Origin of the sequence: Sphingomonas sp. PL-96, assembly GCF_020707215.1 — a bacterium.
GTDB lineage: Bacteria > Pseudomonadota > Alphaproteobacteria > Sphingomonadales > Sphingomonadaceae > Sphingomonas.
The window spans coordinates 911456-933901 of sequence record NZ_JAJFET010000001.1 but is presented as its reverse complement, the minus strand read 5'-3'; the positions used below and the strand labels follow the sequence as shown (position 1 = coordinate 933901).

Genomic DNA, 22446 nt, shown 5'->3' with positions numbered 1-22446 from the left:
GGAGCAGGATTCATGCCGAGCACATCCAGTCACAATGCCAAGTCGTTGTTTTTCCAGCATCTGCTCCTCCCGACGGGTTGGGCGCGCGATGTGCGCCTGCGGCTCGCCGCCGGCCGGATCTCGGCCGTCGAGACCGGCGCGGATGCGGTGGCGGACGACGAGCGGCACCGTTGCGGCTTGCCCGGCATGCCGAACCTGCACAGCCATGCGTTCCAACGCGGCATGGCGGGGCTTGCCGAGCGGCGCGGCCCTTCGAGCGACAGCTTCTGGACGTGGCGCGAGATCATGTACCGCTTCGTCGACCGGATGACGCCCGACGACGTGCAGGCGATCGCTGCGCTGGCTTATCTCGAGATGCTGGAGGGTGGCTTCACCCGCGTTGGCGAGTTCCACTATCTCCACCACGATCGCGCCGGAGCGGTGTTCGCCGATGTGGCGGAGATGAGCGGCGCCATCGTCGCGGCCGCCGCACAGAGCGGGATCGGGCTTACCCTCCTGCCGGTGCTCTACAGCTATGCCGGCTTCGGCGCGAAGCCCGCCCAGCCCGCGCAAGCGCGCTTCCTGTTTGATATCGAGGGCTATGCGCGCCTGATCGAGGGCGCGAAGCGCCACGCCGGCACGCTGCCCGACGCGGTGGTCGGCGTGGCGCCGCACAGCCTGCGGGCGGTGTCGCCGGAACAGTTGCAGGCGCTTGCGACGATGTCGAAGGGATGCCCGGTGCACATCCACATCGCCGAGCAGGTGAAGGAGGTGGAGGACTGCGTCGCCTGGAGCGGGCAGCGCCCGGTTGAGTGGCTGCTCGACCATGCCGACGTCGACGACCGCTGGTGCCTGATCCACGCCATCCATATGACCGAGGCGGAGACCCGCAGGTTGGCGCACAGCGGCGCCGTCGCCGGCCTCTGCCCGATCACCGAGGCCAATCTGGGCGACGGCCTTTTTCCAGTGGAGGCGTTCCTCGATGCGGGCGGGCGCTATGGCGTGGGTAGCGATTCCAACGTGCGGATCGACTGCAGCGAGGAGCTGCGCCTGCTCGAATACGGCCAGCGGCTGACCCGGCGCGCCCGTAACGTATTGGCGCGCGGCGCGGACCGCTCGACCGGAGCCGATCTCCACGCGGCGGCTCTTGCCGGCGGCGCGGCGGCGCTGGGGGCCCAGGGCGGCATCGTGGTCGGCGCCGCGGTCGACATCGTCAGCCTCGATCTCGACCATCCGGCACTGCTGCACCGGGAGGGCGATGCGATCACCGACAGCTTCGTCTTTGCGGCCGGCCGGTCCGCCATTGACTGCGTCTGGCGCTATGGGGACAAGTTGGTGAGCAACGGTCGGCATCGCGCGCGCGCGCGCATTGTCCAGAACTACCGTTCCGCGCTGGAGAGGCTGATCAGGTGAGGATGCCGCTGCACGAACGGATTCGATCGGATTTCGAAGGGCGGATCCTGGGCGGCGATCTCGCGCCCGGCGACCGCCTGCCGATCGAGCAGGAGTTGATGCTGCAATACGACTGCTCGCGCATGACCGTGAACAAGGCGCTGTCGACGCTGGCGGCGGCGGGGTTGATCGACCGGCGCAAGCGCGCAGGCACCTTTGTCGCACGGCCCAAGGTCCACAGCATGGTGCTCGACGTCCCTGATCTGGCGGCGCAAGTACGCGACCGCGGGCAGGACTATGCCTATCGTGCGCTCACGCAGGTCCTGCGTCCGGCAGGCGAGGATGCAGACGAGGAGCTGCTGGCCGGCCGCGGCGCGCTGATGCAGGTCGACGGGCTGCACTTGGCCGATGGCGCGCCGCTTGCGATCGAGTTCCGCCTGGTGAGCGCCGCCGCCGTGCCCGAGATCGTGGAAGCCGATCTGGGAAGCGTGCCGCCCGGTACCTGGCTGCTGCAGCATGTGCCATGGACCGAGGCGGAGACACGGATTTCCGCGGTCGCCGCCCTCGACGACGAAGCACGTTGGCTGGGCGTATCCGCGGGCGCGCCGTGCCTGTGCGTCGAGCGCCGCACCTGGCGGGGCAGCGAACGGATCACCTATGTGCGCCAGCTGTTCCTGGCGGACGCCTATGACATGGTGGCACGCTTCGGCCCCGGCGCTTCGGGCAGGTAGGAGGGGCGCCGTCCGGCACGGCGCCCTCCCCGGTCAGTTGGTTGCGCCGCCTGCGTAGAGCGTGTTGAACAGCAGCTTGTAGCCGCCGTGCGACTGGCCGCGCCACTGCGGGCGGAAGCCGTAGAGGTAGACCTTGCCCTTGCCATACTGGACCTCGACCGCGGCCGCCTTGCCCTGGATTGCCTCGGGGTGCAGCAGCACGCCGCTGCGCAGCGGATCGCCGGTCGGCGTATAGGACGCCAGCACCTGACCCTGGAAGCCGGGCTTGGGCGCAAAGGCGGGTCCCCGCTCGAACATCACGATTGGGTCGGCCGGCATGCCCGCATTGACGCTTGCCGCCGGGTTCAGGCTGACCTGGAGCAGAGCGCCGGAGCAGAAGAAGGTGTCGCTTTTCACGTCCTTCAGGATGTTGGTGACGGGCAGCTGGAACAGGTCGATGATTGCGTCAGACGCATTGTTGAGCGCGACCAGCGTGCCGCCGTTGCGGACGAAGTCCTTCAGCTTCTCCGCGCCATCCTCCCCAATGCCGCCGCTATAGGGTGCGGGCATCTGGTTCGGGCTGAACCCGTCCATCAATGAGGCGAGCGGCCCCTTGTACTTCGACGTGAAGTTCGCCGGCGGCGCGGTGTCGCCGGGCCGCGTCGACTGCGGCGCACCGATGTCGGGGATCACGATCGTGTCGTACTTGCCCGACAGCCCGGCCTTCACGTCCGCATTGTACAGGCTCTTGGGTTGAAAGGCATATTGCTCCAGCAGCCAGCGGGTCCAGCCCTCATCGATGTTGGAGCCCCAGGGCCGATAGAGCGCGACGCGCCCCTTGCGCACCGCTGCGCCCGCGGGCGCCTCGGCCGACGCGGTGACGGCGACCGTATGCTGCGAGGCGATCTTGTCCATCACCGAACGCGGAAGGCCGGTGATGGCGATCGCCTCCTGCGGAGCTGCCCCAGGCTGGAAGGATGCGGTCGTCCAGCGCGCCTCGCCGCCAGCCGCAAGTGCCGCATTCAAAACGCGGTAGCCGTTGTTCACGCGTCGATCGATCAGATAGGTGCTGCCCGATCCGCTCACCCCGCCGGCGGGCGGAGTGGCGGCAGCGACCTTTTGCATGGCCGCGCGGGCGGCGGCCTCGATCGGCTTCTCGACCCGGTCGACGCGCACGCCCATCTGCATCGGCAGCGTCCAACCGGTCACGTCATAGGGCAGTTCGGCCGGTTGGCCGTCGCCGTTCAGCACGGCATCCGGATATTTCTGCTTGTCGAGCAGTTCGCGCGCTAGTCCAGCGAATGGCTGGTCCATCGGCACCACCCAGCTTCCCGCGGCATAGGTCTGGCCGTTGAGCGCAGTCGGCGCGCCGATCTGCAGCACGTCGAGGCCGTGGCGGATCATCAGTTGGGCAAGCGAGGCGGCCTCGGGCATGTCCGCCTGACCGGCCGGAATGACATAGGCGGCGGGACCATCCACGGCCGCGGCGGCAACCATGTCGCGGCCTGCCTGGTAGCGGTTGTAGAGCAGCGTATCGCGATATTTCTGCGCCGTCTCCAGCACCGACATGGACGCTGTCAGCATATAGTCGACGGAGTTCTTCAGGTGCCACTCGCCGCCCCGCCAGGGATGCGGGTACATGATCTGCGCCTTCAGATCGCGGGTCTGCTTGGGGAAGTCGTCGAGCGAGTAGGTCTTCGGCGTCGCGCTGTCGTGCGCCGTCTCGGTGAAGAAGGAGATCGTGTTGCGGAAGACGTGGATATAGTCGAGGAACCCTGCGTACCAGTTGTCGAAGCGGGCCTGGGCGATCGCGCCCGGTTTTCCCTCCGTCTCCATCCGCGTCATGATGTTGGTGCCGATGGCGTTGGTCCAGATCCGCATGTACGGGCTGATGTTGGACGACACTGGGTCCGCGAACGGCGGCACCCAGATACGGGCCGGGAACGGCGCCACCTGATGCTGGCTGTACCAGATCACCGGCGCATATTCCTGCTCGGTCGCGTTGACGACCTGGCTTTCCTTCATGTTCAGCATGTAGCCGTCACGGTTGTTATCGTGGCCGACATATTCCTGGTAGAGCCAGGGCGTGCGACTGGTCTCCCACTGGGTGCCGCGCTGCTTGCGATACCAGTCGACGACGATGTCCTGCCCGTCGGGATTGAGCGTCGGCCACAGGACAAGAATGACGTTCTTGAGGATGCCGTCTACTTCGGCATCGTTCTTCGCGGACAGCAGCTTGTGCGCGAGCGCCAGCGGCAGCTGGTGATCCGACACCTCGCTGGCGTGCATGCCGCCGTCGATGTGGACAATGATCGGGCTGTCCTTGGCCAGTTGGCGCGCCTGTTCGTCGCTCAAGCCGCGCGGATCGCCCAGCCGCTTGGAGATCGCCTTGTACTTGTCGAAGTTGGCGACGTTTTCCGGGCTCGATATGACCGCGTAGACCATCGTCTTACCGTGGGTGGTCTTGCCGGTCTCGAACAGCTTGATGCGGTCGGACGCGCGGGCAAGCGCCTGGAAGTAGCGGATAGAGTCCTCGTAGTTGGCAAGGTAGTAGTCCTCGCCGACGTCATGGCCGAGCACTGCCTTCGGATCCGGCACGTCCTGCGCCATCGCGGGCACGCAGAGTCCCAGGGCAGACGCGGCCAGCAGGGTGCGCACAGTGCGCACCACCGGGGTGTTCTTGATCATGTCGCTTGTTGCTCCGATGCAATCAGAAGTGACGGCGCAGGTTAAGACCCAGGGTGCGCGGCGCGGCGGAAACCGCCGAATAGCTGTTGGGCGTGGACGACATTGAGGCACGGTTGATCGCCACGCTGTCGAAAAGGTTGTTCACGAACAGGTAGATGCCCGTATCGCTTTCCGACAGCTCGAAGCCGACGCGCAGGTTCGCCAGGGCGTAATCGTCGATCTTCACCCGATAAACGTTGGTTGGCCGGAATTCGGAGTAGGACGAGCCGACATAGTTCAGGTCGGCGCGTGCGAAGAAGTCTACCGCATCGCTGACCGGCGCGTGATATTCCGCGCCGACCGAACCGCTGAAGTGGGGAATATAGGGGATGCGATCCCCGGCGCGACCGGCGGCCACGACCGAGTCATTGACCTGATCCTCGGTTAGTTTGGCGTCGAGATAGTTGCCTGATAGCGTAAACTGGAGCGCACCGCCCGGCCGGATGAAGGCCTCAGCCTCCAGGCCGCGGATGCGCGCTGCACCGGCGTTGGAGAGGAATGAGAAGGCGCCGTTGGTGGTGCGCCCGCTCACCTGCATATTGTCCCAGTCGATCTGGAAGGCTGCAAGGTTGAGCGTCAGCCTGCGGTCGAGCAAGCCGAACTTGGTGCCGATCTCGTAGTTCCAGAGCTTGTCCGACTCATAGGGCGTCAGGTCCGCCGCCAGCCCGATCACCTGGTTCGCGCCGCCCGGGCGGAAACCCTGCGACGCGGTGGCATAGAACAGCATGTTGCGGTTGGCCTGCCAGGACGCGTTGAACTTCAGCAACGTGCCGTCCTCCGACGAGTCCACCGTATTGAGCGGACGCACCGGCGCGCCGATCAGCGTCCAGCCGATGTCGGTGTATCCGGACACCGTTTTGTCATAGTCATAGTAGCGAATGCCCGCCGTCAGGCCGAGCTCGGGCGTAACGTGGAAGGTGCCCTCGCCGAACACCGCGACCTGCTTGAGCCTGTCCGAGATCTGGCGGCGGTAGAAGATCTGCTCGGGCATGATGATCCCGCCGGTGGTGACGTCGGCGCGCGCATCCTCGGACGTAACCTGGTTCTTGCGGCTCTGGTAAAAGGCGCCCACGGTCCAGTCGAGGGCGGAATCGCCGGTCGAGCTCAGGCGGACCTCCTGCGTGAAGTCCGTGGTGGATCCGGGATAGTAGATGGCCGCCGGGCTCAGGCTGTCGATATAGTCGTAGTAGCTACCGAGCTGATCCGCCGAGCAGGCATCGGTGCCGACATAGGAGGCGCAGCGCGCCTCCGTACGATAGGTGCCGATGTAGTAGCTGTCGTCGGCCGCATAGGCAGACCTGCGATGCTGATAGCCGGTGATCGAGGTCAGCGTCACGCCGCCCAGGTCCCACTCGGCGTTGACGCTGTAGAACTGCGACTTGTCGGTATAGGGCAGGATGACCTGCGCCGCTGACTTGTAGTCGCCGACCTCGGGATTCCAGCTCGCCGAGACCGCGTCGGTGTTCTCGAACATCGCGGTGGCATCGATCGAGAAGTTGGTGGTCGGCGTGAAGCGCAGCATCAGCCGCCCGCCCGTCGCCGTATAATCGTTGACGTTCTTGCGACCAAGGAAGCTGTTGTCGACATAGCCGTCGCTGTCGCGGCGATAGAGAACCGCGCGCGCAGCCAGCACGTCGGTGACGAGCGGCACGTTGACCATCCCGTTGACGAAATAGCCGAAGCCGCCGCCCTTGGTGGTCTGCACCTGGCCTTCGACCTCGCCCTCGTACTCCTGACTGGGCTTGTTGAAGAGCACGCGGATCGCGCCGCCCATAGAGCTCGCGCCGTAGAGCGTGCCCTGCGGTCCGCGCAGCACCTCAATGCGGTTGACGTCAAACAGGGTGAAATCGGCGGTGCGCCCGGCGGCGTCGCTCGACACGCCGACCGAGCCGGTCACCGGCACGTCATTGTAATAAGTGCCGACGGTTGCCTCGCCCGACGCCTGAACGCCGCGCAGGCTGACGCGGCGCTGGCCGGGACCGTTGTCTTGGATGCGCAGCGACGGCACGAATTTGGCATAATCGGTGATGTTCGTGACGCCGGCGTTGGTCAGCGTCTCGCCGGTCAGTGCGGTGATAGCGAGCGGGGTCGTCTGAACCGTGGTGTCGCGGCGCAGTGCCGTGACGACGACGTCGTTGGTTTCCTCTGTTGCGGGAGGATCCTGCGCGTCTTGGGCTGCAGCCGGGGTGAGGCTTGTGGCAATCAAGAGCGCGGCGGAAGCAATCCCGCACTGCAGTGTCACGCGAAGAGGCGAATGGTCAAAGCGCATCTGGTGGTCCCCCCAAAAACGGAGAAGGAGGCCGGCGCCATCTACTTCCCCCACGAAGAATCACATGATGCCGCGCGCTTAATGTATATACAAGAAATAATGTTGCTCAATTAAGCAGCATCACTGCACTTTTAGTGCACATAATTTGAGCATCTGCTATTTGGCGCGCGCCGGCTTCCCATGAGCGGGCATTAGGGTGGCACACCAAAGAACAGCAGGTCGCAGCGCCCTCTTCATAAAGGGCAGTGCTGCCTTTTCGTGGCGTGCCGCGGTGATAAAGCTCTCCAGGATATCCCGCCATGATTGATTATGGGCGAGCAGAGCCATCAGTTCGTCCCGCCATACCGGCGGCTCGAATTATCCGGCCAGTATGGGATCTGATCCGGTTTCCGCGCTAGGAGTGGCTGCCCTTCTGAAGAGTGTGCCGCACATTGCATTTGGGGCGGCTCTGACGAATCATTTTGGCGGGAAGTCGAGAGGGCACCATGGATCTTACGCTCAGCGGACCTCAGATGAACTCGCGCTCCGTGAATCCCTCTTGGTTTGCTAGACCAGTCGCGTCCTCATCTTGCTGGCGGGCTTCGGTGCCTCTGCGCTTCCGGCCTGGAGCCTGTTGCCAAAGCCAGAGGCTTGCTTTGCGTTTTGGGGTTCAGTCCTCGCGGGGTTTATTGCTCGCCGACTTGCAAACCAGCTCCGATGTTGAGCCTAAAGAGCGTGGCGTTGACGGGCGTTGCCTTCCTAGGGTGCCAACTGGCGATGCAACTGTTGTTGCTCGGCGGTATCATCCACGTGTAGCGCCGGCCGCGGGTGCAGACAGTCGAAACGACACACTTTACCTCCGCCGTTGCGGCCTGAGGCTTGTCACGCTTGGAGTGCCAACTTCCATGGCCGGCTGGCCGCAGCCAGCATGACGATTTCGCCCGACCTTATAAGCCCTCCTCATGCTCGATGCAGACGGTAACTCTGGCGTCGAAAGAGGCGAGAGCACCGGCTCTCTTCTCTGCAGGCAGCATCGGGAGCGCGAATGGCGCGGTTCGCCTCAGCGCGAGAGCGGCGGCGCAAGCGGTGTCCTCCTCTATTTGTCGCGAACAAGCGTAGATCGCATCCTCAAGCTGGGCACTATGCACCGCCGCCGAGCAGGATCGCACGCTATCGGCCAGGCTAGGCTCATCCAGACCGGCCGCCAGAATCGTCAGAAACATCGGGGCTCCCTTTCTGTGCGCCGCCCGCCGGCCATGGACTGGCAAAGCTGGCGCTGCTCGGCAAGACGACGACCATCTCCGGCGTCAGCCTGCCGGCGCTGACCATCCACCGCAGCGACTGCGATAGGCAGGACTATCAGCTGCAGAAGCAGTAAGAGGTTACCGGCGTCAAAGCCCCACTGGCACGATCGCGGCGCCGCGAAGAAGACGGTGACTGTCGGCAACGCGGACGGCGCCCGCAAGCTGCCACGCACTATGCCAGCGAGGCGGACGCCAGGGCGCCCCGACCGCCGAGAGCAGCCGCGCCGTCCGCCAGCGTCGCCTTCAAACTGGCGCTGGGCACCGGCCAGCGCAAGGGCGACCTCCTGGCGCTGCCGTCGACGGCCTATGACGGCCAGCGCATCCGGCTGCGCCAGGCCAAACGCAACCGCGTGATCGACATGCGGTCACCCAGTCGCTGAAGGCGCTCCTGGACGCGCAGCCGCGCACCGCAAAGACGATCCTCACCCGCGACGGCAAGCCGTGGGCAAGGTCAACTGCGATCACCGCTGGCGCGAGACGGTTGTCCGCGCGGGTCGCGACGGCCTGCACTTCCACGACCTGCGCGGCACCGCCTGCACGATCCTCGGGCAAGCCGGCGCAACGCCGTCCGAAATCGCCGCGATGCTTGGCTGGACCGTCTCCACGGTCGCCCGGATGCTCGATCTCTACCAGGCGATGACCGCGTCGCTGAGCGATTCTGCGGTCGCAAAACTCGAAGCGCGCAAGTGCAGAACGCGCCCGAAGCGCACACCGAAAAAGGGGAAGAAAGTGAATAAAATCGGTTGGCTGGGGCGGCAGGATTCGAACCTGCGAATGCCGGTACCAAAAACCGGTGCCTTACCGCTTGGCGACGCCCCAACAGCCGGGGCCTTATACCGGCCCCGGGCGTGGTGGAAAGGGGGTTATGCGCCCAGGCGCTCGAGCCAGCCGTACGGGTCCTCGGACCGGCCGCGCTGGAGGTTGACCAGCGTGTCGCGCAGCGCGAGCGTGCGCTCGCCGGCACCGCCGTTGCCGATGGAGAAGCTTCCTTCAGGCGACGACACCTTGCCGATCGGCGTCACGACCGCGGCGGTGCCGCAGGCGAATGCCTCGCGCAGGCGGCCGCTCCTCGCGTCGGCCTCCCACTGGTCGATCCCATAGCGTTCCTCGCGGACGGCGATGCCCTGATCGCGGGCGATGCGGAGGATCGAATCGCGCGTGATGCCGGGAAGGATCGTGCCGGTCAGCGCCGGCGTCAGCATGCTGCCGTCATCGAACACGAAGAAGATGTTCATGCCACCGAGTTCCTCGATCCAGCGGCGCTCCGCCGCGTCGAGGAAGACCACCTGGTCGCAGCCCTGGCGGATCGCCTCCGCCTGAGCCACGAGGCTGCCGGCATAATTGCCGCCGCACTTGGCCTCGCCCGTGCCGCCGGCGGCCGCACGCGTATATTCCTGCGACACCCACAGCGACACGCTGGGAGCACCACCCTTGAAATAGGCGCCGACCGAAGAGGCGAGCACGATGTAGAGATATTCGGCCGAGGGCTTCACCCCCAGGAACACCTCGCTCGCGAACATGAACGGGCGCAGGTAGAGCGCCCCGCCCTCGCCCTCCGGGATCCAGTCGCGCTCGACCAGGGAGAGTTCGCGGCATGAGGCGAGGAACAGCTCCTCCGGCAGTTCGGGCATCGCCATGCGCTTGGCCGAGCGGCGGAAGCGCCTGGCATTCTCGTCTGGACGGAACAGGCCGACACCGCCGTCCTCCAGCCGATAGGCTTTCAGGCCCTCGAAAATCTCCTGCGCATAGTGGAGCACGGCCGCTGCCGGGTCCATCTGCACAGGGCCGCGGGCGACAATCTGGGCGTCGTGCCAGCCTTTTTCCTCCGACCAGCGCGCGATCGCCATGTGGTCGGTGAACACGCGGCCAAAGCCGGGGCTTACCAGCTTTTCCGCACGCTCGCTGGCCGGAAGCGGCGAGGCGCTCGGCGTCAGGGGGAAGCGTGGTTCGAACTGGTCGGTCATGGTCTGCTCCGCAAGCGGCAACGGCGCTGCGCCGTTCCGGCTTGCCGTGGCCTAGGGCCGCTGGCAGAACAGGTCAACATGACTGCCGCAACCCATGCCGCCTCGGCGCAATTCCTTCGCGAGACGGAGATCCGGCGCGGCTTCGAGCTTCTTTATTTCGGGCAGTCGAACCTCAGCCGAGTGACGGACGCGGCGCTGGAGGCGCATCGCCTTGGGCGGGCGCACCATCGCGCGCTCTACTTCATCGCGCGCAAGCCCGGCCTGTCGGTGAGCGAGCTGCTGCGGCTGCTGGCGATCACCAAACAGTCGCTGGGCCGGGTGCTGGGGGAGTTGTCGGAACGCGGCTTGGTGGAGAGCCGCAGCGACGATCGCGACGCGCGCAAGCGGCTGCTGCGGCTGACGGCGGAAGGGGCGGCGCTGGAGGCGCGGCTGTACCAGCTGGTGCGGGAGCGGCTTGCCCGGGCGTATCAGGCCGCTGGGCCGGAGGCGGTTGCGGGCTTCTGGACGGTGCTGGAGAGTCTTGTGCCCGAAAGTGACCGCGCGATGATCCGGGCGTTGGGGGACCGGTAGCGCGGGTCGATCGCCCGTTCCTCCCGAGCTGTCGTCGAACTCGTCGAGACGGCGTATCGACAACCGGCTGCGAAGGATCTCTCGACACGGGCTCTCGACAAGCTCGATCCCTGCTCGAGACAAACGGAAGAGGAGGCGACCGCGACGTCGCTGGTGGTGCAGACCGGCCTTACCCGCGCGCAGCAGCCGCCATCTCTGCGTTGCGGCGGGCGGAAGCAGCAAGCGTTTGCGCCATCAGACGGCGGAGCGCGTCTTCACGGTCTAGCACGTTCAGCCCCTCGCGCGTCGATCCGCCGGGGCTCGCCACCCGGTCGGCGAGCGTCGCGGGCGACACGTCGGCCGCTCCCGCCAGCAAGCCTGCGCCCTCGACGGTTGCAATCGCCAGCCGCTGCGCCTGATCCTCCGGCAGGCCCAGCGCCGCACCGGCCGCGCCCATTGCGTCGATGAAGCGGAACACGAAGCCGGGGCCGCAGCCCGACAGCGCGGTGACGGCATCAAACAGCTGTTCCTCGGCAATCCACTCGACCAGGCCGAGCGGCGCCATCAGCGCGGTCGCCGCACCGCGCAGCGCCTGGTCCTGGCTCTCGCTGTGCAGCGCGACCACGCCCTTGCCCATCGCCACCGGCAGGTTCGGCATCGCGCGCACGATCGCGTCGGCCCGGAAGCGCGCGGCCAGCGCGGCGTTCTCCACTCCGGCCAGGATCGACAGCAGCAGCCGCGGCTGCAGCCGTGCGACGGCGGTCTGGGCGATCGCATCGAGCTGCTGCGGCTTCATGCCCAGCATCACCGTCGCCGCTGCGGGCGCATCCTCGGCCCGGGTGACGACGCGGATGCCCTCAATCGCCCGCGTCCCGCTGCGGTTGAGGACGGTCACGTCATCGGCCGGCACGGTGCCGGCCTCCAGCCAGCGGCGCAGCATGGCGCCCGCCATGTTGCCGCAGCCGACCAGCAGCAGCGGACCAGCCGGGAGCGGCATCACGCCTCGCCTCGCGTCTCGATCATCGAGGCGGCGATCGCTTCCTTGGGCGACTTTCCACCCCACAGCACGAACTGGAACACCGGGTAGAAGCGCTCGCACTCGTCGATCGCGGTGTCGACCAGCACCTCGGCCTGGTCGAGCGACAGCGCAGCCTCCTCGACGTCGATCATCGCCGCATGGCGGAACAGCAGGATGCCGCTCGACGACCAGAGCTCGAAATGCCCGATCCAAAGCTGCTCGTTGATAAGCCCGATCGCCTCATAGATCGCGGTGCGGCGGTCGTCCGCCACGCGCACGTCCGGGAAGGCCAGGAACTGGAGCACGCCATCGTCCGCGCGCCAGATCGCGCGCAGCTCGAACTCGGTCCAGCTTCCCTTGACCTTGGCGACGATCTCGTCCTCGTCGCGCTGGTGCGACCAGCCGTGTGCGGCAAAGTAGCGCTCCAGCATGTCGATCGGAGCGGCGGCGTCGCGGTCCTCCTCGGCTTCGTCGAGCATCAGGTCCTTTCCGGATGGGCAGTCGTCATGGTTCAGAAATGCCAAGCGGCGCGCACCGACACAAGGTCGATGCACGCCGCTGGCCAGAAAGCTGGGGAAAACCCGTTAGCCGATGCTGTCGCCGGCCAGCGGCTCCGCTGCGGCCGGCGGCGTCGTCGACCCTGCAAGTCGCGCCTCCAGCGCTTCCAGCCGCGCCTTCAGTTCGTCGGCCTCGTCGCGCGCGGCGACCGCCATGGCCTTGACCACCTCGAACTCGTCGCGGCTGACGAAGTCGAGCCCGCCGACCATTTCGCGGACCCGCTCGCGCGCAGCACTTTCGCCCTCGCGAGCCATGCCGGCCAGCGTGCCAGCCGCGCCGTTCACGAACTTGGCGAAATCGTCGAAGATCCGGTTTTCGGATTGCATGTGTCAGGTCCTTCCCGCGTCTAGAGTGCCATTTGGGCGGAGGAGGTCGCGGGCACAAGGGTCTCCGCATCGGGATTGTGGCGATCGATCTGCCAGGTGAGCGCCGTCGCGAGCGCGAGCCAGGCGATATAGGGCACGAACAACAGCGCCGCGCGCGGGCGGATGCGCGCAAACAGCCACGTCGTCACCAGCACCAGCGCGAACAGCACCAGGATCAGCACCAGTGCCGCCGACACGCGGTGCGCGCCGAAGAACAGCGGCATCCAGGCAAGGTTGAGCACCAGCTGCACCACGAACACGGCGACCGCGACGCGCCGCCCGCGGGCGCCGCGCGCGTCCAGCACCATCGCGACCGCAATGCCGAGCAGCAGGTAGATCAGCGTCCACGCGACGGGAAACGCCCAGTCGGGCGGCGTGAAGGACGGCTTGTCGAGCGCGGCATACCAGGCGTTTTCCGATCCTGCCGGCACCAGCGTGCCGACCGCCAGCCCGAGCAGCAGCACCAGCGGCACCGTCACGATCGCCCAGCGCAGGAAGCCTGCGCGCAGCTGGGACCTGGAAGCGATCTCGTTCACCCGCACCATCCTGTCGTTCGATCGGTGCCGTGTCTGCGGTGCGGCTGCGACCATTGCAAGCGTCGGCACCCCGGTCGGGCCTGTCCCTATTCGGGATCGCCCGCCTCCGGAGCGTGCGCCGCGATCAGGAACTCGACATTACCCTCGGGACCGGTGATCGGGCTCGGCACGACACCCTCGACCCGCCAGCCGCGGCCGGTGAGCCATTGCGCGACCTCCTCGCAGACGCGCGCGTGCACGGCCGGGTCGCGCACCACCCCGCCCTTGCCGACCTCCGCCCGCCCCGCCTCGAACTGCGGCTTCACCAAAGCGAGCAACCGCGCGCCCGGTCCCGCAAAGCCCAGCGGCACGTCGAGCACCTTGGCAAGCGCGATGAAGCTTGCGTCGCACACGATCAGGTCGACGGGTTCGGGAATATGCGCTGCCGTCAGCAGCCGGGCGCTGGTCTGTTCGTGCACAACGACGCGCGGGTCCTGCCGCAGCTTCCAGGCGAGCTGATTGGTCCCGCTGTCGACCGCATAGACGCGCGCCGCGCCGCGCGTGAGCAGCACGTCCGTGAAGCCGCCGGTCGAGGAGCCGACGTCGATCGCGACCGCCCCTTCCACGCCCCAGCCGAAATGGTCCAGGCCGTGGGCGAGCTTGATGCCCCCGCGCGAGACCCAGGGGTGGTCGCGGCCGCGCACGTCCAGCACGGCATCATCGGCAAGTTGCTGGCCGGGCTTGTCGATCTTGCGGTCGCCGACGAACACCAGCCCGGCCATCACCAGCGCCTGGGCACGGGTGCGGCTTTCGGCGAGGCCTCGGTCGACGAGCAGCTGGTCGGCGCGGATCTTGGGCATGGCGGCCGAATGGACCGGAACGACGGGCGCGGCAAGCGGCTCAGCAGGCGACGACGTTCACCGCCAACCCGCCCAGGCTCGTTTCCTTATACTCGGAGCGCATATGGTCGCCGGTCTGGCGCATCGTCTCGATCACCGCGTCCAGCGGCACGATGTGGCTGCCGTCGCCATGCAGCGCGAGATAGGCGGCGTTGACCGCCTTCACTGCGCCCATGGTGTTGCGCTCGATGCAGGGCACCTGCACCAGCCCACCGATCGGGTCGCAGGTGAGGCCGAGGTTGTGCTCCATGCCGATCTCTGCCGCGTTCTCGATCTGCTGGTTGGTGCCGCCCAGCACCGCCGCCAGTCCCGCCGCCGCCATCGAGCAGGCGACGCCGACCTCGCCCTGGCATCCCATCTCGGCCGCCGAGATCGACGCGCGCTTCTTGTAGAGAAAGCCGATCGCCGCGGCCGTGGCGAGCAGGACTCGCGAACCCTCCGGCGTCGCGTCCTCGATGAAGTGCTCGTAATATTTGAGCACCGCCGGGATCACGCCCGCAGCACCATTGGTGGGGGCAGTGACGACACGGCCGCCGGCGGCATTCTCCTCGTTCACCGCAAGCGCCCAGAGGCTGATCCACTCCATGACCGAAGCGGGCGCGGCACGGTCGCTGCGCGCGGCCAGCGTGGTATGCAGCGCCTTCGCCCGGCGGCGGACGTTGAGGCCACCCGGCAGGATCCCATCGGCGGCGCAGCCGCGCTCGATGGAGGCGAGCATCGCGCTGCGGACCGCATCGAGGAACGCGTCGGTCTCGCCACGGCTGCGCCAGGCGCATTCGTTGCGGCGTACGATCTCGCCAATCGTCAGCCCGGTTGCCTCGCCGACTTCCAGCAGCTCGGCGCCCGAGGCGAAGGGGTGGACGACAGCGGCGTTGGCCAGTTGCAGTCCAGCGCCTGCCTCCACCACCACGCCGCCGCCGATCGAGAAATAGGTGCGCGTGAACTCGGCGCCGTCCGCTGCGACGGCGGTGAAGCGCACCGCGTTGGGGTGGCCGGGCAGGAACTCATGCGAGAAAAGGATGTCGTCGCAGGCGAACGGGATCGCGACACGCCCGGCGAGGTCCAGCTGTCTGGCCTCGCGCACAGCCCGCAGGATGCCCGGCACCGCGTCCGGATTGACCGTGTCGGGCAGATGCCCGGCGAGCCCCAGCAGCACCGCGCTGTCGGTGGCGTGGCCGCGCCCGGTCAGCGACAGCGAGCCGAACAGCTCGCAGTGGACGCGCACCGGCTGCAGCGCCTCCAGCGCCGCCTCGGCAAAGGCATGGGCCGCGCGCATCGGCCCCACCGTGTGCGAGCTCGACGGGCCGATGCCGATGGTGAACAATTCGGTGACGCTGATCGCGCGGCGCGCGTCGGCTCGACTTTCCTGGGCAGAAACGTCCGGCATGATGAACTCCCCGCCATCCGGCGGTTCCATGCCCCCTCTGTCCTTCCTGCCTGAGAATGCTATCCCGTCGGCGGACGCCAGGGCGCCTCTCTCCAGATGTTGATGACGACCGGTCCTTCTGCCTGAAAGTTTCCGGGGCGGTTGCTCCTTCGGCGCCGGGCTGGCCGCCCGATCTCTCCCATGTCGTCGCACCGATGCTTCCGCTGGCGCTGGCCGAGTGTCAACCCTTCACGACGATGGGGATGCCGGCGACGGTCATGTGCACGCGGTCGACGGCGGCGGCAACCCGCTGGTTGATGGTGCCGGCCAGGTCGCGGAAGCGACGGGCAAGTGCATTGTCGGGCACGATGCCGAGCCCGACCTCATTGGCCACCAGCACCACCTGCCCGCGCGCACCGGCAATGGCCTCCAGCAGCGCCGTCAGCCGCGCATCCGCGTCTTCCTCGCCAAGCAGGAGATTGGATGCCCAGAGCGTCAGGCAGTCGACCAGCAGCACCGCCTCCTCCCCGTCCGCGGCGGCGATGGCACCCGCGACGTCGAGCGGCGCTTCCACCGTGGTCCAGCGTGTATCGCGATCCGCCTGGTGGCGACGGATGCGGTCGGTCATCTCATCGTCGAACGCCTGCGCTGTCGCCACGAACACCAGTCTGCCACCAGCCGCCTCGGCCACCGCCTGCGCATAGCGGCTCTTGCCCGAACGTGCGCCGCCCAGCACCAGCATGGTTCGATCCGGTCCGGTGATGCGCATCCTTGCTCCTTGGCCTTTGTGGCGCCAATGCAGATGGAGGCCAGCGTCCCTCAAGTCGAGACTTCGCATTGCACTCACTGATGTTCCACGGCGGCTGCCTAGACGAAGCGGCGCGATGCTTCCCTGACGCCCCGCAGCCGTGGCTCGATCTCTCCACGGGTATCAACCCGCTGCCCTGGACCCCGCGGGACCTGCCCGCAGTCGATTTGCGGGCGCTTCCCTCGGCCTCTTCCCTGGCGATGCTGGAAGCAACCGCAGCGGAAGCCTTTGGCGCCGGCGAACTGGCGGTCGCCGCGCTTCCCGGCACGGAAATGGGGCTTCGGCTGCTGGAGCTTGCGGGCTTGCCCCAGCCCTTCCGGTACCTTGCCCCCGGCTACCGAACGCATGCCGATGCGCTGCCGAGCGCTGCTGCCATCCATGCCGATGCGGCCGAGGACGTGCGGGACGGCACCCTGCTGCTGGCCAACCCGAACAATCCCGATGGCCGCGTGTTCGCCCCCGATAGGTTGCTCGGCCTCGGCCGGCGATTGGCGCAAAGAGGCGGCATGCTGGTGATCGACGAGGCCTTTGCGGATGCGACGCCCCGGCTGAGCATCCTGCCGCACCTCCGCCGCGAGGATCGCGTGCTCGTGTTCCGCTCGTTCGGCAAGTTCTTCGGGCTGGCTGGCGTACGCCTGGGCTTTGCCTGCGGGGCCGCCGACATCGTCGCCGCGCTTCGTAAGCGGCTAGGGAGCTGGCCAGTGTCCGCCACCGCGATCGCGATCGGCACCGCCGCCTACCGCGACACCGCCTGGACCACCCGGACCCGCCTGGCGTTGGCCGAACGCTGCGCCGCGCTCGACGCGCTGTTGCGCCGCCACGCGCTGGAACCGCGCGGCGCGAGCCCGCTGTTCCGCCTGGTGGAGACGCCGCAAGCGCGCGCGATCTTCACCTATCTGGCGCAGCGCGGCATCCTGACGCGGCCGTTCGACTATGCACCCGAGTGGCTGCGCATCGGCGTGCCCGCGGACACCGGCGCCCTGCAGCGGCTCGACCAGGCGCTCTCCGATCGCTGAGCCCGTTGCCCTGCTCGCGCTGGCGACCGATGCGGCGATCGGCTGGCCCGAGTGGCTGTACGCGCGCGTCGGCCACCCGGTAGGCGGCTTCGCGCGGCTCATCCACGCGTGCGAGCGGCGATGGAACCGGCCGCACCACTCGCAGCGGCGCAGGCGTCTGGCGGGCGTCGCCACGATCGCGCTTCCGATCGCGATCGGCGCAGGCGGTGCCTGGGCCGCGGAGGTGCTGCTCCGCCACCTCCTCGGCCCCTATGCCTGGATCGGCGTTGCGCTGCTCGCCGCACCCGGTCTGGCGCAACGCAGCCTGGACGATCATGTCCGTCCGATCGCAGCCGCGCTCGCGGAGGGCAATCTGCCGGCCGCCCGCCCCGCCGTCGCCCGCATCGTCGGGCGGGACACTGCCGCACTCGATGAGCCGGGGGTCGCCCGCGCCGCGATTGAAAGCCTCTCGGAAAGCTTCTGCGACGGTGTCGCCGCGCCGCTGTTCTGGCTCCTGCTGCTCGGGCTGCCGGGGCTGTGGGCGTACAAGGCGATCAACACCGCCGACAGCCTGATCGGCCATCGCGAGGAGCGATGGCGCGCCTTTGGTTGGGCGTCCGCGCGCATCGATGATTGCGCCAATCTGGTCCCGGCGCGGCTCGGGGGCGCGGTTCTGTGCCTCGCCGGCGGGGGCGGCTGGCGCACGATGCGGCGCGATGCGCATCGCCATGCCTCGCCGAACGCCGGCTGGACCGAGGCGGCGATGGCGGGCGTGCTGCGCGTGCGGCTGGCCGGGCCGGTCGCCTATGACGGGGTGGTTTCCGACAAGCCGTGGATCGGTGGATCCTTCCGGGATCCAGATGCTCGGGATCTCGGCCGAGCGTTGCGGGTCTACCGTCGCGCGTGCCTTTTCCTCTGGATCCTTGCAGGAGCGTTCGCATGGCTGCTGTGATGCTGCAGGGGACCGGCTCGGATGTCGGCAAGTCGGTGCTGGTGGCGGGGCTTTGCCGGGCGCTCGCCAACCGCGGCTTGCGCGTGCGTCCGTTCAAGCCGCAGAACATGTCCAACAATGCCGCGGTCACCGCTGACGGTGGGGAGATCGGCCGCGCTCAGGCGACCCAGGCGCTGGCCGCGCGGGTGCCGGCAAGCGTCGACATGAACCCCGTGCTGCTGAAGCCGCAGGGCGACCGGACCTCGCAGCTGATCGTGCGCGGCCAGATGCGAGGCATCCTCAAGGCGGCGGAATGGCGCCAAGGCCGCGAGGGGCTGCTGGACGAAGTGCTGGCGAGTTACCGCCGGCTGGCGGCAGAAGCCGACATTGTCGTGATCGAAGGCGCCGGTTCGCCGGCCGAAATCAACCTGCGCGCGGGCGACATCGCCAACATGGGCTTTGCCCGTGCAGCCGGTGTGCCAGTGGTGCTGATCGGCGACATCGACCGGGGCGGCGTCATCGCATCGCTGGTCGGCACGCGCGCCGTGATCGACCCGGAGGACGCAACGATGATCCACGGCTTCCTGGTCAACAAGTTCCGCGGCGATCCGGCGCTGTTCACCGATGGCTATCGAGCGATTGCAGAGCGGACGGGTTGGCGCGGCTTTGGCGTGGTGCCATGGCTGAAGGACGCTTCCCGTCTGCCGAGCGAGGATGCGGTCGTCCTTCAACGCCCGCCGGCACCTGCCGACGGCCGCGTAGTGATCGCCTGTCCGATCACCGCCCATATCGCGAACTTCGACGATCTAGACCCGTTGCGGCTTGAGCCGGAGGTGGAGCTCGTGATGGTGCCGCCCGGCCGGCCCATCCCTGCGGAGGCGGCGCTGATCGTGCTTGCGGGGTCCAAGACGACCATCGCCGACCTGCGCTTCGTGCGCGAACAGGGGTGGGACATCGACATCCTGGCGCATCATCGGCGCGGACGTCCGGTGCTGGGGCTCTGCGGGGGCTATCAGATGCTTGGCCGCAGCATCGCCGATCCGCTGGGCGTTGAAGGCCCTGCGGAAGCGGTCGCCGGGCTGGGATTGCTTGTGGTCGACACCGTTCTTGGCGGCGACAAGACGCTGGTCGAGGTGCGCGGCACTGCCAATGGCGCAGCCTTTGACGGCTATGAGATTCACCTGGGGACGACCACCGGCCCGGATACGGCACGTCCGGCGGTTCGCTTCGACAGCGGCCGGGTGGACGGGGCGGTGAGCGCCGACGGGTTGGTCACGGGAAGCTATGTGCACGGGCTGCTGGGTGTGGCAGGGCAGCGACGCACCTGGCTCGCCCGGCTGGGGGTGGCAGGGCGTGGTCCCGATCACCGCGCTTCCGTGGACGCCGCGCTCGACAGCATCGCTGACGAACTGGAGCGCCACGTCGACATCGACGCGCTGGTCGCGCTGTCAGCCCTGGCCGATCGCGACTAGCGCCACCAGAAGGCCTGTCTCCACCAGTTCGATCCCGGCGCCATGCGCGTCGCCCGTGACGCCGCCCAGCCGGTGTCGCAGCCACCCGCCCACCGCCACGACCAACAAGGGCGCAAGGAGCAGCGCCGGCACGGCAGCGCAGGCGGCCGCCCATACCGCTCCCCAACCCAAAAGGTCGCGCGCCCGCACTGCTGAGGCGATCTGAGCGCCCAACCCACTCGGCCGGAGCGGCCGCAGCCAGCGCGCCCACACGAGCGGCCCCATGCGCGCGGCGAACGGCACCAGCACAACCGCGAGCCACCCCCCCGCCACCACGTCGTGCAGCAGCACGATCTTCGCCAGCAGTTGGAGCACGATCGCGACCACCCCGAAGCTTCCGACATGCGGGTCGGCCATCACCGCGAGCAGCCGGTTGCGATCGCCATGCGCGGCACCGATCCCATCCGCCAAGTCCGCCAGGCCGTCGAGGTGAAGCGCTCCGGTAACCGCCACCCAGGCGATGAGCGCGGCAAGCGCCCCGATCCACGGGTCGGCCGCTCCACCGAGCCACCCCGCCCCCGCCACGAGCGCCCCGATGATCAGCCCGACCAGCGGATAGCAGCGCACCGCCCCTGCGAAGTCACTGGCATCGGCCCTGATCGAAGGAACCGGAAGCCGGGTGAGGAACCCGATCGCAAGCAACAGGCGCCTCATGGCCGCAACGCGACGATCTGTGCCGTGGGAGTCTCGCCACGCCAGATCCGCAAGGACAGAACGCAGCCATAGGGCAGGCCGAATGCCCAGCTTTGGCTCCGGCTGAAGCCGCAAGCGGCGACCAGCGCGGCGCGGATCGATCCGGCATGAGCCACCACCAGCGTCGGTGCCTCGATCTCCCACAATGCCGCGGCCACGCGCGCAAGGAACGGCGACCATCGTTCTCCTCCAGGGGGCGCGGCGGCGTCCGGATCGTCCCAGAAATCCCGCAGCGCGGCGGCGTCCACTTCGCTCGGCGAGAGGCCATCCCAGGCGCCGAAATCCAGTTCTCGCCAGCGCGGATCGAGGTGCAGCGGCACGCCATGCGCCCGTGCGATGCTCGCCGCGCAATCCGTTGCGCGGCGCAGGTCGGACGCGATCACCCGTTCGACGTCCAGCGCTTCCGCGGCCGCAAGGCACCGTGCCACGCCGCTGTCGAGGACCGCGCAATCGGTGCGGCCGAGCAGGCGCCCGGCGAGCTCCGGCTCGCCATGCCGCATCAGGTGCAGGTCGATCGGCGCAGTCACGCCTCGGCCACGCCGGCCTCGGCAAAGCTCGCCATCTGGTCGTGCGCGGCAAGCGCCGCACGCACGACGCCCGCGGCGACGGCAGCGCCACTCCCCTCCCCAAGCCGCATGCCCAGCGACAGGATTGGCGCGAGACCCAGCCGTTCGAGCAGACGCGCATGGCCGGGTTCGGCGGAACAGTGGCCGGCCAGGCAATGCTCGGTGATCTCCGGCCGCTCCATTGCCAGCGGCGCCACAGCGGAACTGCAGATAAAGCCGTCGAGCAGCACCGGTACGCCTGCTTGCCGCGTCGCCAGCACGGCTCCCGCGATTGCCGCGATCTCCCGTCCGCCCAGCCGCCGCAGCAGCTCGAACGCGCTCGTCGTCGCGATGCGATGCCGCTCCAGCGCGCCTTCGACCGCCGCAAGCTTCGCGTCGAGCGCGCTGCCATGAACGCCGGTTCCAGGCCCAACCCAATCCCGGGCGCTCCCGCCGAAGCTCGCGGCGCTGAGCGCTGCCGCCGCAGTGGAATTGCCGATGCCCATCTCGCCCAGCACCAGCAGGTCGAGATCGGGCGCGACCACCGCCGCACCCAGGTTCAGCGCGGCAAGGCATTCCTCCACGGACATGGCGGGTGCGTCGACGAAGTCGGCGGTCGGCCGGTCGAGCTCGATCGGCACGACCATCAGCTCCAGTCCGGCCGCGCCTGCCAGCGCGTTGATCGCGGCGCCCCCGGCCTGGAAGTTCGCGACCATCTGGGCGGTGACCTCGACGGGATAGGCGCTGACCCCGCGCGCGGCCACGCCGTGATTGCCCGCGAAGATCGCGACGCGGCCATGGTCCAGCCGCGGACGCGCGCGTCCCTGCCAGCCGGCCAGGAATACCGCGATATCTTCCAGCCGGCCGAGCGATCCGCGCGGCTTGGTCAGCACGTCCTGCCGGGCTGCAGCATCGGCACAGGCCGCGGCGTCGACCGTGCGGAGCTGGTGCAGCGCCTGCTCGAATGCAGCCACGGACTCGAAGACGGGGCTCACTCGACGACGAACCCCGGCGGTGGCGTGCGGGTGAGAAAATGCCCCTTCACACCTTCCGGCCATTGGCGATACGGCACCTGACCCGCCTCGCTCTCGGCATAGAGGACGGCATAGTCCAGGATTGCCCGCGCGGCTTCCACGTCCGGCGTGAAGCGGCCAAGCACATAGCCGACCTTGTCCGGAGCGCGCAGGTGGATGGTGCAGGAGTCGCCGCATGCGAACAGGCACGGCATCTCCTGCACGGCGACGCCCTGATACGCCGGATCCTGGGCCTGAAGCGCGCGCAACGCCTCCACGAGCAGCGCACCGTCGCGCTGCCCGGACGTGCCCTCGCCCGCGCCATCCGACCGGCGGCAGGTGTTGCAGGCCACCAC

Annotated in this window: 20 protein-coding genes, 1 tRNA gene, 1 pseudogene and 1 riboswitch; of the genes and pseudogenes, 7 read left to right on the top strand and 15 right to left on the bottom strand. The window is 68.0% G+C overall.

Annotated features, from left to right (window positions below; translation table 11 throughout):
• The first annotated feature begins 12 nt into the window (after positions 1 to 12).
• Both LK533_RS04380 and LK533_RS04375 read left to right on the top strand, forming a co-directional pair.
• Positions 13 to 1392 carry a formimidoylglutamate deiminase gene (locus tag LK533_RS04380; RefSeq protein ID WP_229361535.1) on the top strand — a complete coding sequence of 460 codons (1380 nt, stop codon included), beginning with the start codon at positions 13 to 15 and terminating at the stop codon, positions 1390 to 1392.
• Between the two features lie 2 nt (positions 1393 to 1394).
• On the top strand, positions 1395 to 2102 hold the full coding sequence (locus LK533_RS04375) for a UTRA domain-containing protein (RefSeq protein ID WP_229361534.1): 708 nt from the start codon (positions 1395 to 1397) through the stop codon (positions 2100 to 2102).
• Positions 2103 to 2135: 33 nt separating this feature from the next.
• Here LK533_RS04375 and LK533_RS04370 read toward each other — a convergent pair whose 3' ends face one another.
• Both LK533_RS04370 and LK533_RS04365 read right to left on the bottom strand, forming a co-directional pair.
• Entirely contained in the window at positions 2136 to 4769 is a 2634-nt protein-coding gene (locus LK533_RS04370) for a M14 family metallopeptidase (protein ID WP_229361533.1), read from the bottom strand.
• 22 nt (positions 4770 to 4791) lie between these two features.
• Positions 4792 to 7014 (bottom strand): TonB-dependent receptor, encoded by a 2223-nt coding sequence (locus tag LK533_RS04365; protein WP_229361532.1) that lies wholly within the window; start codon positions 7012 to 7014, stop codon positions 4792 to 4794.
• A 1787-nt stretch (positions 7015 to 8801) separates the two neighbouring features.
• Here LK533_RS04365 and LK533_RS18035 point away from each other — a divergent pair.
• Positions 8802 to 8948, top strand: a pseudogene (locus LK533_RS18035) (hypothetical protein); the annotation flags it as partial.
• A 156-nt stretch (positions 8949 to 9104) separates the two neighbouring features.
• On the opposite strand, the gene LK533_RS04360 reads toward LK533_RS18035, so the two are convergent.
• Both LK533_RS04360 and LK533_RS04355 read right to left on the bottom strand, forming a co-directional pair.
• Positions 9105 to 9179: transfer RNA gene (locus LK533_RS04360), tRNA-Gln, on the bottom strand.
• Between the two features lie 44 nt (positions 9180 to 9223).
• Positions 9224 to 10324 (bottom strand): branched-chain amino acid aminotransferase, encoded by a 1101-nt coding sequence (locus LK533_RS04355; protein WP_229361531.1) that lies wholly within the window; start codon positions 10322 to 10324, stop codon positions 9224 to 9226.
• 78 nt (positions 10325 to 10402) lie between these two features.
• Between LK533_RS04355 and LK533_RS04350 the strand changes: the two genes are divergently transcribed.
• Positions 10403 to 10894, top strand: a complete 492-nt coding sequence (locus LK533_RS04350) for a MarR family winged helix-turn-helix transcriptional regulator (protein WP_229361530.1) — start codon at positions 10403 to 10405, stop codon at positions 10892 to 10894.
• Between the two features lie 169 nt (positions 10895 to 11063).
• Here LK533_RS04350 and proC read toward each other — a convergent pair whose 3' ends face one another.
• The 7 genes from proC to cobU form a co-directional block, all read right to left on the bottom strand.
• Positions 11064 to 11870: a pyrroline-5-carboxylate reductase gene (proC, locus tag LK533_RS04345; RefSeq protein ID WP_229361529.1), complete on the bottom strand. Its 807-nt coding sequence runs from the start codon at positions 11868 to 11870 to the stop codon at positions 11064 to 11066.
• Positions 11870 to 12370, bottom strand: coding sequence for a YbjN domain-containing protein (locus tag LK533_RS04340; RefSeq protein WP_229361528.1), 501 nt, complete (start codon positions 12368 to 12370; stop codon positions 11870 to 11872). Before LK533_RS04340 ends, proC begins: the two co-directional genes overlap by 1 nt.
• Positions 12371 to 12475: 105 nt before the next feature.
• Positions 12476 to 12775, bottom strand: a complete 300-nt coding sequence (locus LK533_RS04335) for an accessory factor UbiK family protein (RefSeq protein WP_229361527.1) — start codon at positions 12773 to 12775, stop codon at positions 12476 to 12478.
• 20 nt (positions 12776 to 12795) lie between these two features.
• A complete protein-coding gene (locus LK533_RS04330) occupies positions 12796 to 13350 on the bottom strand; it encodes a TspO/MBR family protein (RefSeq protein WP_229361526.1) in 555 nt (184 codons plus the stop codon).
• Between the two features lie 86 nt (positions 13351 to 13436).
• Entirely contained in the window at positions 13437 to 14189 is a 753-nt protein-coding gene (locus tag LK533_RS04325) for a TlyA family RNA methyltransferase (protein WP_229361525.1), read from the bottom strand.
• A 40-nt stretch (positions 14190 to 14229) separates the two neighbouring features.
• Complete coding sequence (locus LK533_RS04320; protein WP_229361751.1) at positions 14230 to 15615, bottom strand: L-serine ammonia-lyase; 1386 nt, start codon at positions 15613 to 15615, stop codon at positions 14230 to 14232.
• 101 nt (positions 15616 to 15716) lie between these two features.
• Positions 15717 to 15806, bottom strand: a riboswitch (glycine riboswitch).
• A 29-nt stretch (positions 15807 to 15835) separates the two neighbouring features.
• Entirely contained in the window at positions 15836 to 16363 is a 528-nt protein-coding gene (gene cobU / locus LK533_RS04315) for a bifunctional adenosylcobinamide kinase/adenosylcobinamide-phosphate guanylyltransferase (RefSeq protein ID WP_229361524.1), read from the bottom strand.
• Positions 16364 to 16602: 239 nt separating this feature from the next.
• Between cobU and LK533_RS04310 the strand changes: the two genes are divergently transcribed.
• From LK533_RS04310 to LK533_RS04300, 3 genes are read left to right on the top strand one after another with little or no spacing between them, the layout of a single operon-like run.
• Positions 16603 to 17418 carry an aminotransferase class I/II-fold pyridoxal phosphate-dependent enzyme gene (locus LK533_RS04310; RefSeq protein WP_324255253.1) on the top strand — a complete coding sequence of 272 codons (816 nt, stop codon included), beginning with the start codon at positions 16603 to 16605 and terminating at the stop codon, positions 17416 to 17418.
• Positions 17336 to 18349 carry an adenosylcobinamide-phosphate synthase CbiB gene (cbiB, locus tag LK533_RS04305; protein ID WP_229361522.1) on the top strand — a complete coding sequence of 338 codons (1014 nt, stop codon included), beginning with the start codon at positions 17336 to 17338 and terminating at the stop codon, positions 18347 to 18349. Before LK533_RS04310 ends, cbiB begins: the two co-directional genes overlap by 83 nt.
• Positions 18337 to 19800: a cobyric acid synthase gene (locus LK533_RS04300; protein WP_229361521.1), complete on the top strand. Its 1464-nt coding sequence runs from the start codon at positions 18337 to 18339 to the stop codon at positions 19798 to 19800. Before cbiB ends, LK533_RS04300 begins: the two co-directional genes overlap by 13 nt.
• Here the strand turns inward: LK533_RS04300 and cobS are convergent.
• From cobS to LK533_RS04280, 4 genes are read right to left on the bottom strand one after another with little or no spacing between them, the layout of a single operon-like run.
• Entirely contained in the window at positions 19777 to 20493 is a 717-nt protein-coding gene (cobS, locus tag LK533_RS04295; RefSeq protein ID WP_229361520.1) for an adenosylcobinamide-GDP ribazoletransferase, read from the bottom strand. The two genes, LK533_RS04300 and cobS, sit on opposite strands and share 24 nt — an antisense overlap.
• Entirely contained in the window at positions 20490 to 21032 is a 543-nt protein-coding gene (locus LK533_RS04290; RefSeq protein WP_267495207.1) for a histidine phosphatase family protein, read from the bottom strand. Before LK533_RS04290 ends, cobS begins: the two co-directional genes overlap by 4 nt.
• A gap of 23 nt (positions 21033 to 21055) precedes the next feature.
• Positions 21056 to 22072: a nicotinate-nucleotide--dimethylbenzimidazole phosphoribosyltransferase gene (gene cobT / locus LK533_RS04285; RefSeq protein ID WP_420705812.1), complete on the bottom strand. Its 1017-nt coding sequence runs from the start codon at positions 22070 to 22072 to the stop codon at positions 21056 to 21058.
• Positions 22069 to 22443 carry a DUF1636 domain-containing protein gene (locus LK533_RS04280; RefSeq protein WP_420705811.1) on the bottom strand — a complete coding sequence of 125 codons (375 nt, stop codon included), beginning with the start codon at positions 22441 to 22443 and terminating at the stop codon, positions 22069 to 22071. The genes cobT and LK533_RS04280 overlap by 4 nt, the downstream gene beginning before the upstream one ends.
• Positions 22444 to 22446: the final 3 nt, after the last annotated feature.

What these genes read in the sequence shown, in the direction of transcription:
- LK533_RS04290 (WP_267495207.1), bottom strand. Translation starts at nt 21,032, where the DNA reads ATGCGGCATGGCGAGCCGGAGCTCGCCGGGCGCCTGCTCGGCCGCACC.
- proC (WP_229361529.1), bottom strand. Translation starts at nt 11,870, where the DNA reads ATGCCGCTCCCGGCTGGTCCGCTGCTGCTGGTCGGCTGCGGCAACATG.
- LK533_RS04355 (WP_229361531.1), bottom strand. Translation starts at nt 10,324, where the DNA reads ATGACCGACCAGTTCGAACCACGCTTCCCCCTGACGCCGAGCGCCTCG.
- LK533_RS04300 (WP_229361521.1), top strand. Translation starts at nt 18,337, where the DNA reads ATGGCTGCTGTGATGCTGCAGGGGACCGGCTCGGATGTCGGCAAGTCG.
- LK533_RS04375 (WP_229361534.1), top strand. Translation starts at nt 1,395, where the DNA reads ATGCCGCTGCACGAACGGATTCGATCGGATTTCGAAGGGCGGATCCTG.
- LK533_RS04370 (WP_229361533.1), bottom strand. Translation starts at nt 4,769, where the DNA reads ATGATCAAGAACACCCCGGTGGTGCGCACTGTGCGCACCCTGCTGGCC.
- LK533_RS04310 (WP_324255253.1), top strand. Translation starts at nt 16,603, where the DNA reads ATGCTGGAAGCAACCGCAGCGGAAGCCTTTGGCGCCGGCGAACTGGCG.
- LK533_RS04380 (WP_229361535.1), top strand. Translation starts at nt 13, where the DNA reads ATGCCGAGCACATCCAGTCACAATGCCAAGTCGTTGTTTTTCCAGCAT.
- LK533_RS04320 (WP_229361751.1), bottom strand. Translation starts at nt 15,615, where the DNA reads ATGCCGGACGTTTCTGCCCAGGAAAGTCGAGCCGACGCGCGCCGCGCG.
- cbiB (WP_229361522.1), top strand. Translation starts at nt 17,336, where the DNA reads ATGCACCCGAGTGGCTGCGCATCGGCGTGCCCGCGGACACCGGCGCCC.
- LK533_RS04325 (WP_229361525.1), bottom strand. Translation starts at nt 14,189, where the DNA reads ATGCCCAAGATCCGCGCCGACCAGCTGCTCGTCGACCGAGGCCTCGCC.
- LK533_RS04350 (WP_229361530.1), top strand. Translation starts at nt 10,403, where the DNA reads ATGACTGCCGCAACCCATGCCGCCTCGGCGCAATTCCTTCGCGAGACG.
- cobS (WP_229361520.1), bottom strand. Translation starts at nt 20,493, where the DNA reads ATGAGGCGCCTGTTGCTTGCGATCGGGTTCCTCACCCGGCTTCCGGTT.
- cobU (WP_229361524.1), bottom strand. Translation starts at nt 16,363, where the DNA reads ATGCGCATCACCGGACCGGATCGAACCATGCTGGTGCTGGGCGGCGCA.
- LK533_RS04335 (WP_229361527.1), bottom strand. Translation starts at nt 12,775, where the DNA reads ATGCAATCCGAAAACCGGATCTTCGACGATTTCGCCAAGTTCGTGAAC.
- LK533_RS04340 (WP_229361528.1), bottom strand. Translation starts at nt 12,370, where the DNA reads ATGCTCGACGAAGCCGAGGAGGACCGCGACGCCGCCGCTCCGATCGAC.